Source organism: Pseudoalteromonas sp. SR44-8, from assembly GCF_014163635.1.
Taxonomy (GTDB): domain Bacteria; phylum Pseudomonadota; class Gammaproteobacteria; order Enterobacterales; family Alteromonadaceae; genus Pseudoalteromonas; species Pseudoalteromonas rhizosphaerae.
Genome location: NZ_JACJDS010000019.1, coordinates 91,593 through 101,595, shown reverse-complemented (window position 1 = coordinate 101,595; position 10,003 = coordinate 91,593). Strand labels below are relative to the sequence as shown.

Here is a 10,003-nt window from a genome sequence, read left to right as displayed (position 1 = left end):
CGGTCAGCGGTCAGCGCAGAAAAACATCAGCCTTTGCAGTTGCAAAGGCTGTTTTGCTCTCTAATTTTATAACCCAATTTATGCAGTAAGAATATAATTAATGCTCTTTTGTTTGTCATTGTTGGGCATCTTTTTTGTTGCTCAACCCATGCTAACGCAGCAGTTGCAAATTCACTGTTATTTGCAATTGAGTGATCCACCGCTTCTGCAAGCTTCACAATTTGCAAAATAGATTGTCTATATTCGGTAAGGCCTAGGCTTAAAAGGTAATTTTGAATCGGACACATAGCATTTAATCAGAGTGAAAAAATACAGCATAAAAGCTGGAGCTAGGTTAAGGTCAAGTAGTTTTTATGAGGGAAATTTATCGACGTGCTTTTTCTATGGTATGAATTTTTATACCTGCATATTCTTATACCAATCGTGTTAAGTTACTGACCATTTATAGCGACAGATAAATACAGTGATAACAAGGCGTAAATTTTGACATGCAGTTGTTCTACTTGAAAAAATTATAACGCAGTTAGCGCTTTATTTAGCTCGCTAGAATGGTTAAATATTTAAGTCGATTGGTATTACTGTTCTCTTCTTCCCGGCCCTCAATAGACTCAACCCAAGCTACGGTGGGAAAATTTACTCCGCGCTGACGGCTGAAAGCTTACCGCTAAAAGCTGCTCCAAACGCAAAAAGCCCCAGCTAATGCCGGGGCTTTTTATAAAACAGACTTAATTAAAAATTAAGCTTGTTTTGGACTAGAAATAACGTCTACTAATGTCCAAGACTTAGTCTTAGAGATTGGAGCGCATTCACGGATAGTAACAACGTCACCCGCTTTTGCTGTGTTATTTTCGTCATGTACGTGTAATTTAGTCGTACGTTTGATGAATTTCCCATAGATTGGGTGCTTCACGTAACGTGCGATAGCGATAGTGAAAGATTTTTCCATCTTGTCGCTGATTACAGTGCCTTGAAGAGTACGAATTTTATCACTCATTATTGACCTGCCTTCTGGTTAATAACTGTTTTTACACGCGCGATATCGCGACGTACTGTTCTTAGCGTGTGAGTTTGAGCTAACTGACCAGTGCTTGCTTGCATGCGCAGGTTAAACTGCTCACGAAGAAGACCTAGAAGTTCAGCATTAAGCTCTTCTACGCTTTTATCTTTTAGTTCGCTTGCTTTCATCACATTACCGTCCGAGTTACGAAAGTTGTTTTGAATGGCAGTTTACGAGCAGCAAGGTCGAATGCTTCACGAGCAAGCTCTTCAGAAACACCTTCCATTTCGTAAAGTACTTTACCAGGCTGAATTTCAGCAACCCAATATTCAACAGAACCTTTACCTTTACCCATACGAACTTCAAGAGGCTTTTCTGTGATCGGTTTGTCAGGGAAGACACGGATCCAGATTTTACCTTGACGTTTCACGTGACGTGTCATGGCACGACGAGCTGCTTCGATTTGACGAGCAGTCATGCGGCCACGGCCAGTAGCTTTCAAACCGAAAGTACCGAAGCTTACTTTGTTACCGTTTTGCGCTAAACCACGGTTGCGGCCTTTGTGCATTTTACGGAATTTTGTACGTTTTGGCTGTAACATTACTCGCTACCTCTACTTAGCACTTTTTTTGGCTTTCTTTGGTGCGCGTTTAGCTGGCTTCTCTTGCTCTTGTACTAGTGGTAAACCACCAATAACTTCGCCTTTGAAGATCCAAACTTTAACACCAATGATACCATAAGTGGTTAAGGCTTCAGAAGTTGCGTAGTCGATATCAGCACGAAGAGTATGTAGAGGTACACGACCTTCACGATACCATTCTGAACGTGCGATTTCTGCGCCGCCAAGACGACCGCTAACTTCAACTTTGATCCCTTTAGAACCGATGCGCATTGCATTTTGTACCGAACGCTTCATAGCGCGACGGAACATAACACGACGCTCTAGTTGAGAGGCAATGCCGTCTGCTACTAGTTGTGCATCTAGTTCTGGTTTACGTACTTCAGAAATATTGATCTGAGCAGGTACACCAGCAATCTTAGTTACCGCTTGACGTAATTTTTCTACGTCTTCGCCTTTTTTACCGATAACAACACCCGGACGAGCCGTGTGAATTGTTACGCGGATTGATTTTGCTGGACGCTCAATAACGATTTTAGACACAGAAGCCGCTTTCAATTCCTTAGTAAGGAATGTACGTACTTTGTGATCGCCAAAAAGCTGTGCAGAGAAATCTTTTGAACTCGCGTACCAGGTAGAAACCCAAGGTTTAGATATACCTAGGCGAATACCAGTAGGATGAACTTTTTGTCCCATTACTTATACTCCTAGCTATCTGAAACCACAACAGTGATGTGGCTTGTACGCTTAAGGATGCGGTCTGCGCGTCCTTTAGCACGTGGCATAATACGTTTCATTGTTGGACCATCGTCCACAAAGATCGTTGTTACACGTAGCTCATCAATGTCAGCACCTTCGTTATGCTCTGCGTTAGCAATAGCAGACTCAAGTACTTTCTTAACTAATACAGCCGCTTTCTTAGGGCTGTACGCCAGGATTTCTAGTGCGCGATCGACAGGTAACCCGCGGATCTGATCTGCAACTAGACGTGCTTTTTGCGCCGAACCAGAGGCGAATTTATGTTTAGCTAATGCTTGCATTTATCATTCCCCTCTTAACGTTTCTTCGCTTTCTTATCCGCAGCGTGGCCACGGTAAGTGCGAGTTGGTGCAAATTCACCTAGTTTGTGACCGATCATTTCGTCAGAAACGAAAACTGGTACATGCTGGCGACCATTATGGACAGCAATGGTCAATCCGATCATGTTAGGTATGATCATTGAACGACGGCTCCAAGTTTTAATTGGCTTCTTGTCACCGCTTTCCAAAGCTTTCTCTACCTTCTTCAGCAAGTGTAGGTCTATAAAAGGACCCTTCTTGAGAGAGCGTGGCATGGCTATTCCTCAATATTACTTAGTACGACGACGTACTATAAATTTATCCGTACGCTTGTTCTTACGCGTCTTAGCACCTTTAGTCGGCTTACCCCATGGAGACACAGGATGACGACCACCAGATGTACGACCTTCACCACCACCGTGTGGGTGATCAACCGGGTTCATGGCAACACCACGAACTGTCGGACGAATACCACGCCAGCGATTTGCACCTGCTTTACCAAGTGAACGAAGCATATGCTCAGCATTGCCTACTTCACCTAGCGTCGCACGACAATCTGATTCAACTTTACGAACTTCGCCTGAACGAAGACGTAATGTTACATACTGACCATCACGAGCAAGGATTTGAACGTATGCACCAGCAGAACGTGCGATTTGAGCACCTTTACCTGGTTTTAATTCTACGTTGTGAACAGTCGAACCTACAGGCATATTGCGCATAGGTAATGCATTACCAGGCTTGATTGGTGCATCAACACCAGACTGGATTGCATCACCAGCTTTTAAGCCTTTTGGTGCGATAATGTAACGACGCTCACCGTCTGCATATAATACAAGTGCGATGTTTGCGCTACGATTTGGATCATATTCTAAACGCTCAACAGTGGCTGGAATGCCATCTTTAGTTCGTTTAAAATCGATTAAACGGTAATGCTGCTTATGACCACCACCGATATGACGAACCGTAATACGACCATTGTTATTACGACCACCTGATTTAGAGTTTTTCTCTAATAGTGGTGCGTATGGCTTGCCCTTATGTAGATCTGGGTTTACCACTTTAACTAGGTGACGACGACCCGCAGAAGTTGGCTTACACTTTTGAAGTGCCATAATTCTAACTCCCCTTATTACTCGGCGCCGCCGACAAAGTCTAGTTCGCTGCCTTCTTTAAGAGTAACGTAAGCTTTTTTCCAGTCGCTACGACGACCGAAACGTGCGCCAGTACGTTTTGTTTTACCCTTAACATTAAGTGTGCGAACACCAGTTACTTCCACTTCAAAAAGCTTCTCTACAGCTGCTTTAACTTCAGCTTTAGTTGCGTCATTTACTACTTTGAAAACGATAGTGTTGTTTTCTTCAGCAGCAATAGTGCTTTTTTCAGAGATATGTGGAGCAAGGATCACTTTTAAAAGACGTTCTTCACGAATCATGCTAGCGTCTCCTCAAGTTGCTTAACAGCAGCTGCTGTAATAAGTACCTTATCGAAAGCGATTAAGCTTACAGGGTCGATACCAGCTACATCACGCGTGTCAACCTTGTACAGGTTACGTGCCGATAAAAATAGATTCTCATCTACTTCTTCAGTTACGATTAGAACATCTTTAAGCTCAAGTTCTTTAAGCTTAGCAACTAGTTCTTTAGTTTTTGGTGCTGCTAGAGCAAAACTTTCAACAACGATTAAACGCTCTTGACGAACTAATTCAGATAAAATGCTTTTGATCGCACCGCGGTACATTTTACGGTTTACTTTTTGGCTGTGGTCTTGTGGTTTAGCTGCGAAGCTAACGCCACCTGAACGCCAAATTGGACTACGGATTGTACCAGCACGTGCACGGCCAGTACCTTTTTGAGCCCATGGTTTTTTACCACCACCGCTTACTTCAGAACGTGTCTTCTGAGCACGAGTACCTTGACGAGCACCTGCTGCGTATGCAACAACTACTTGATGTACTAATGCTTCGTTAAACTCACGTCCAAAAGTAGCTTCAGAAACTTCAAGACCGCCAGAAGCGTCTTTAATTGCTAATTCCATCACTAAATCTCCAGGACTTATGCTTTAACAGCAGGTTTAACGATAACGTCACCGCCGATAGCGCCAGGTACTGCACCTTTAACTAAAAGCAAGTTACGCTCAGCGTCAACGCGTACTAGTTCTAAGTTTTGAGTCGTTACACGCTCAGCACCCATATGACCGGCCATTTTCTTACCTTTAAACACCTTACCAGGTGATTGGTTTTGACCGATTGAACCAGGAGCACGGTGAGATAGAGAGTTACCATGTGTAGCGTCTTGCATGCTGAAATTCCAGCGCTTAACACCACCTTGGAAACCTTTACCTTTAGAAGTACCGGTTACGTCAACTTTGTTGATTTCGTTGAATAATTCAACAGTAAGCTCAGCGCCTACTTCAAAATCGCCTTCACCACCATTTAGGCGGAATTCCCACAGACCGCGACCCGCTTCAACACCAGCTTTAGCGAAGTGACCCGCTGTTGCTTTGTTTACACGGCTTGCTTTTTTAGTGCCTGCGGTTACTTGAAGCGCGTTATAACCGTCTGTTGCGTCAGATTTGATCTGAGCAATGCGGTTAGGTGTCGCTTCAATAACTGTCACAGGGATAGATACACCATCTTCAGTGAAGATACGTGTCATACCCACTTTACGACCGACTAGACCTAATGCCATTTTCCTAAAACCTCTCTAATCTTTCGATTAACCCAGGCTGATTTGAACATCAACACCAGCAGCAAGATCTAAACGCATAAGTGCGTCAACAGTCTTGTCAGTTGGTTCTACGATGTCGATCAGACGTTTATGGGTGCGGATCTCGTACTGATCACGCGCATCTTTATTAACGTGCGGTGATGTAAGTACAGTAAAACGTTCAAAGCGTGTAGGTAGTGGAATTGGACCACGTACTTGTGCGCCAGTGCGTTTCGCAGTTTCCACGATTTCCGCCGTTGATTGGTCAATCAAACGGTGGTCAAAAGCTTTTAGGCGAATACGAATGCGTTGATTTGACATTCTTAAACCTCAATATAAAGAGCATTTAAAAGAGCATAAAAAAACGACCGAAACAATCTTAAAAACATAAGATGCCGGTTGTTGATTTATATCTACGTTGAGTTCCAAATCGGAACTCCTGTTTTATTAGCTTGAAATCCAAGCTTAATGTTCCTTCCAAGTTCCCGGGGGAATTTTGAAAGCCTGCGTATTATAGTGATATTGGTGATAAATGCAACAACTATTTCAAACTACCAGAATGAGGATTATTTATACTGTAAAAAAGGGTTGTCACTATGTCGTCATTACTGGGAATTTACTATAGTTAGGAAGCCATGCAATCGTACTTGGCACTAATGATAATGGTCAGTCCAGTTTTTAATTGTTATTATTCATCCTTATTTTGCTTTTATCTCTTAATCCTTAACCTTGGTGAGTTGATGCGTATTTTTAATTATTGCTTGAATTTTGTGTCTATGGTGATGAATCGCCTATTTGTGAAAAGCAAAGTACTGCCAGAGAACCCAATTGAACAATACGGTCTTAATCCCGCCTACCCTACTTTTTATATAGTTAAACTTAATGCTCGCTCAGATTTAGCGGCTCTTGACCGAGTTTGTAAAAAGTACAACCTGCCCAGACCAACTGAACAACAGCTGTTGGGTAATGCAGAGTTAGACCGCTTTATTGGCCTACAAAATCCACCACCACTGTTTGGCAGCCAAGCGAAGCCAACTGACGCGCTAAACCAGGGTAAACAAATAATTGCTCAACTATTTACCAGTGGCGAAAAAAACGTGCAAGTCATTCCGGTCACTATTTTATGGGGTCGTAATCCAGGTAAAGAAAAACCAGGTTTAGGTACGCTGGTTTCGCACTCACTTACACCTAGCTGGTTTCGTAAGTTTTTTGTATTACTGTTTTCAGGGCGTGATAACTTTATACGCTTTAGTCAACCGTTGGATTTATCGTTATTAGTAAATGAAAAAGCCGATGTTGATGAGTTACCTCATAAATTACTTCGCGTCGCTAGGGTGCATTTTCGTCGTCAAAAATTGGCGGCAACGGGCCCTAAAATGCCCTCACGCGAGCAACTATTTAATTCATTGTTAGCATCACCGACTATAAAAAAAGCAATTAACGATGAAGCAAAAAGCAAAAAAATCAGCCATGAGCAAGCACGGCAAAATGCGTTAAAGCTATTAGATGAGATTGCTGCTAACTACAGTGATGCCACCATACGTGTTGCAGATCGTGTATTAACCTGGCTATGGAACAAGCTCTATAACGGCATTGATATAAAATACACCGAACAAATCCATGATCTAACCAATAAAGGTCATGAAATTATTTATATGCCGTGTCATCGCAGCCACATGGATTACTTATTACTTACCTACTCGATTTATCATCTTGGTTTAGTACCACCACATATTGCTGCTGGTATTAACTTAAACTTCTTCCCAGCAGGCGGCATATTCCGCCGCAGTGGCGCATTTTTTATTCGCCGCTCATTTGCTGGCAACAAGCTTTACTCTGCTGTATTTAAAGAGTATTTAAGTCAGTTGTTTATCAAAGGTTACTCAGTTAAGTTTTATACTGAGGGCGGACGTAGCCGTACCGGGCGTTTACTACCACCAAAAACAGGTATGTTGGCGATGACACTACAAGCTATGTTACGTGGTATTGATCGCCCTATTTCGATTGTGCCGGTGTACATTGGTTATGAACACGTCATGGAAATAAATACTTATCTGAAAGAACTCGCAGGTGATGATAAAAAAGGCGAGTCGATTTTCGGTATTTTCAAAGCCATTAAAAATCTCAAAAACTATGGCCGCGGCTATTTGAATTTTGGCGATCCGATTTCGGTTAATCAATATTTAAATGAGCATCAACCTGATTGGCGTGAATCTATTCACCCAACTGATGTTCAAAAACCACAATGGCTTGGTCCGCAAGTGGCGACTTTAGCGGATAAAGTGATGGTTAATATTAATAGTGCCGCCGCGCTTAACGCAGTTAATTTACTGGCAATGATCTTACTGGTAAATGATAAGCAAGCATTGAGCAAGCCTAAATTGTTAGCACAACTAGACTTTTACTTACATTTACAACGTAGCGCTAGTTACAGTGAAAAAATCACCACCCCAGATGAAACTTCATCACAGTTACTCGAACATGCTTTAAAGCTGAATAAATTTGACGTTATAAGCGATGAGTTTGGCGAGATTATCGCGATTAACGATAAAGAGAAAATCCTCTTTAACTACTACCGTAATAATATTCTCCATGTGTTTGCCGTACCAAGCTTACTGGCACTGCATATATTTAAAAGCCATAAAACGACAGTATCGCAGTGCCAAAAATTGGTTAACTGTTTTTACCCGATGTTTGCTAAAGAATGGTTTTTACACGAACTTGATGAAAATTATATCACCCGCATACTGGCCAGCTTTGTAGATCAAGATTTAATAGAAATAGATGGTGATAACATAAAAATCACCAACAGTAATGATTGCTTAGCCAAGCTGGAAATTCTAGGTCGTGCGCTTAGCTTAACCCTGCAACGCTACGCCATTGTGATTGGCTTTATTCAAACCAGTAAAGAAATTGAACGCGAAGAGCTTGAACGCGAAAGCCAAGTATTAGCGCAGCGCTTAGGTACCTTGCATGGTATTAAGACCCCTGAGTTTTTTGACAAAAAAGTATTGGTAGGCTTTATTAGCAACTTGCGCGAACAAAGTTTAATTAGCGAAACCGAGAATGGCTTACAGGGCAGTACTGAACTTTGTGAAGTGTATATTCACCTTAAAGCCTTGCTGCCAGCGCGAGTCTGGCAGTCAATTAGTGATATTGTGCAAGGACAATGTAAGCAAAAATAACTGCAAGCGGCATATTAACGCTGACGCATTACACCTTCTTGGATCGTTGAGGCAACTAAATTGCCTTGACGGTCAAAGAACTGACCACGCACCAACCCCCGCCCTGAGCTCGCACTTGGGCTATCAATGGTATATAAAATCCAATCATCCATTCGAAACGGACGATGAAACCACATCGCATGGTCAATTGTTGCTACTTGCATGTTTGGCTGCATAAACGAGACACCATGGGGCTGTAGAGCCGTTGGTAAAAACTCAAAGTCAGACGCATATGCCAATAAATAGTTATGAATACGTTGATCATCTGGCATCTCGCCATTGGCTTTGAACCAAATATGTTTAACCGGCTCCATTACCTCTGGCTTAAATGGGTTATGAAAGGTGACCGGACGCATTTCAATCGGCATTTCGCGAATAAACTTATTGCGGATCACCTCAGGTATATGAGATGCGTGCTCTTGATAAAACTCCAGTGATGAGCGCAGCTCCTCAGGAGCAGGTACATCCGGCATAGTAGCTTGATGCGACAAGCCATCTTCAGCACCTTGAAATGATGCCGTCATATAAAAAATAGGTTTTCCATATTGAATAGCACTAACTCGGCGAGTACTAAAGCTTTTACCATCACGGATCGTTTCAACATCGTACACAATTGGCTTTGCAGCATCACCAGGGCGTAAAAAATAAGAATGCAGTGAATGAACAATACGGCCTTCCGGTAAGGTTTCTTTAGCTGCAGACAGTGCTTGGCCCATGACTTGACCACCAAATACCGCACGAAAACCCAAATCTTGGCTTTGCCCTCGATACAAGCCCTGCTCTATTTCTTCTAACGTTAATAACGACAATAAATCATCTAAAACTTGGCTCATAGTTGCTCCTCAATCCCATTTAGATTTTAATGATACTATAGACAAGTATGATGTAAATATTTCAAGGATCCTAGTTATGGCGTATTGGTTATTTAAAACTGAACCCGATGCATTTTCAATCGACGATTTAAAAAGCGCCCCTGCACAAACCACTGCATGGGAAGGTGTGCGCAACTACCAAGCCCGTAATTTTATGCGCGATGGCGTAAAGCTCGGCGATTTAGTAATGATTTACCATTCTAGCTGTAAACACGTCGGCGTTGCAGGTATCGCAATAGTGACTGCTGAAGCCTACCCAGATCCTTGCCAGTTTGATTTAAGCAGTGATTATTACGATCCTAAATCAACCTGTGATAAACCGAGATGGGTTGTGGTTGATGTAACCTATCAGCAGCATTTAAATAAATTAGTCAGCTTAAAAGCGATTAAAGAAAACGACGCCATCACCGAAATAGCTCTAAAAAAAGGTGGTCGATTATCGGTAATGCCAGTGACTAAAGCGGATTGGCAAGCAATTATAAAAATGGCAGAGTAACAACAATAATTTGCTGCTAATACATCACG

At 42.3% G+C, this 10,003-nt stretch carries 14 protein-coding genes; 2 read left to right on the top strand and 12 right to left on the bottom strand.

What is annotated here, in order from left to right:
- Positions 1–736 precede the first annotated feature (736 nt).
- The 11 genes from rpsQ to rpsJ are packed head-to-tail and all read right to left on the bottom strand — an operon-like array spanning position 737 to position 5,703.
- Positions 737–994 carry a 30S ribosomal protein S17 gene (gene rpsQ / locus H5183_RS11515; RefSeq protein WP_016709053.1) on the bottom strand — a complete coding sequence of 86 codons (258 nt, stop codon included), beginning with the start codon at positions 992–994 and terminating at the stop codon, positions 737–739.
- Positions 994–1,185 (bottom strand): 50S ribosomal protein L29, encoded by a 192-nt coding sequence (gene rpmC, locus H5183_RS11510; protein WP_054552371.1) that lies wholly within the window; start codon positions 1,183–1,185, stop codon positions 994–996. The genes rpsQ and rpmC overlap by 1 nt, the downstream gene beginning before the upstream one ends.
- A complete protein-coding gene (rplP, locus tag H5183_RS11505; RefSeq protein WP_002957890.1) occupies positions 1,185–1,598 on the bottom strand; it encodes a 50S ribosomal protein L16 in 414 nt (137 codons plus the stop codon). Before rplP ends, rpmC begins: the two co-directional genes overlap by 1 nt.
- Positions 1,599–1,610: 12 nt before the next feature.
- The gene (gene rpsC, locus H5183_RS11500) at positions 1,611–2,312 is read right to left on the bottom strand and encodes a 30S ribosomal protein S3 (protein WP_054206128.1); all 702 of its coding nucleotides are present in this window, start codon (positions 2,310–2,312) and stop codon (positions 1,611–1,613) included.
- An 11-nt stretch (positions 2,313–2,323) separates the two neighbouring features.
- The gene (gene rplV, locus H5183_RS11495) at positions 2,324–2,656 is read right to left on the bottom strand and encodes a 50S ribosomal protein L22 (RefSeq protein WP_004588690.1); all 333 of its coding nucleotides are present in this window, start codon (positions 2,654–2,656) and stop codon (positions 2,324–2,326) included.
- A 14-nt stretch (positions 2,657–2,670) separates the two neighbouring features.
- Complete coding sequence (gene rpsS / locus H5183_RS11490) at positions 2,671–2,949, bottom strand: 30S ribosomal protein S19 (protein ID WP_010561269.1); 279 nt, start codon at positions 2,947–2,949, stop codon at positions 2,671–2,673.
- 15 nt (positions 2,950–2,964) lie between these two features.
- Positions 2,965–3,789, bottom strand: coding sequence for a 50S ribosomal protein L2 (gene rplB / locus H5183_RS11485; protein ID WP_007376192.1), 825 nt, complete (start codon positions 3,787–3,789; stop codon positions 2,965–2,967).
- 17 nt (positions 3,790–3,806) lie between these two features.
- Positions 3,807–4,109 (bottom strand): 50S ribosomal protein L23, encoded by a 303-nt coding sequence (gene rplW / locus H5183_RS11480; RefSeq protein WP_054206127.1) that lies wholly within the window; start codon positions 4,107–4,109, stop codon positions 3,807–3,809.
- On the bottom strand, positions 4,106–4,711 hold the full coding sequence (rplD, locus tag H5183_RS11475; RefSeq protein ID WP_054206126.1) for a 50S ribosomal protein L4: 606 nt from the start codon (positions 4,709–4,711) through the stop codon (positions 4,106–4,108). Before rplD ends, rplW begins: the two co-directional genes overlap by 4 nt.
- A gap of 17 nt (positions 4,712–4,728) precedes the next feature.
- Positions 4,729–5,364 (bottom strand): 50S ribosomal protein L3, encoded by a 636-nt coding sequence (rplC, locus tag H5183_RS11470; protein WP_054206125.1) that lies wholly within the window; start codon positions 5,362–5,364, stop codon positions 4,729–4,731.
- A gap of 27 nt (positions 5,365–5,391) precedes the next feature.
- On the bottom strand, positions 5,392–5,703 hold the full coding sequence (gene rpsJ, locus H5183_RS11465) for a 30S ribosomal protein S10 (protein WP_002957900.1): 312 nt from the start codon (positions 5,701–5,703) through the stop codon (positions 5,392–5,394).
- 419 nt (positions 5,704–6,122) lie between these two features.
- On the opposite strand from rpsJ, the gene plsB reads away from it, so the two are divergent.
- Positions 6,123–8,567, top strand: a complete 2,445-nt coding sequence (gene plsB / locus H5183_RS11460; RefSeq protein WP_182731740.1) for a glycerol-3-phosphate 1-O-acyltransferase PlsB — start codon at positions 6,123–6,125, stop codon at positions 8,565–8,567.
- A gap of 14 nt (positions 8,568–8,581) precedes the next feature.
- On the opposite strand, the gene tesB is transcribed toward plsB, so the two are convergent.
- Complete coding sequence (tesB, locus tag H5183_RS11455) at positions 8,582–9,439, bottom strand: acyl-CoA thioesterase II (RefSeq protein ID WP_145237887.1); 858 nt, start codon at positions 9,437–9,439, stop codon at positions 8,582–8,584.
- Positions 9,440–9,515: 76 nt separating this feature from the next.
- Between tesB and H5183_RS11450 the strand changes: the two genes are divergently transcribed.
- Positions 9,516–9,974 carry an EVE domain-containing protein gene (locus H5183_RS11450; protein ID WP_182731739.1) on the top strand — a complete coding sequence of 153 codons (459 nt, stop codon included), beginning with the start codon at positions 9,516–9,518 and terminating at the stop codon, positions 9,972–9,974.
- The last annotated feature ends 29 nt before the right edge of the window (positions 9,975–10,003 follow it).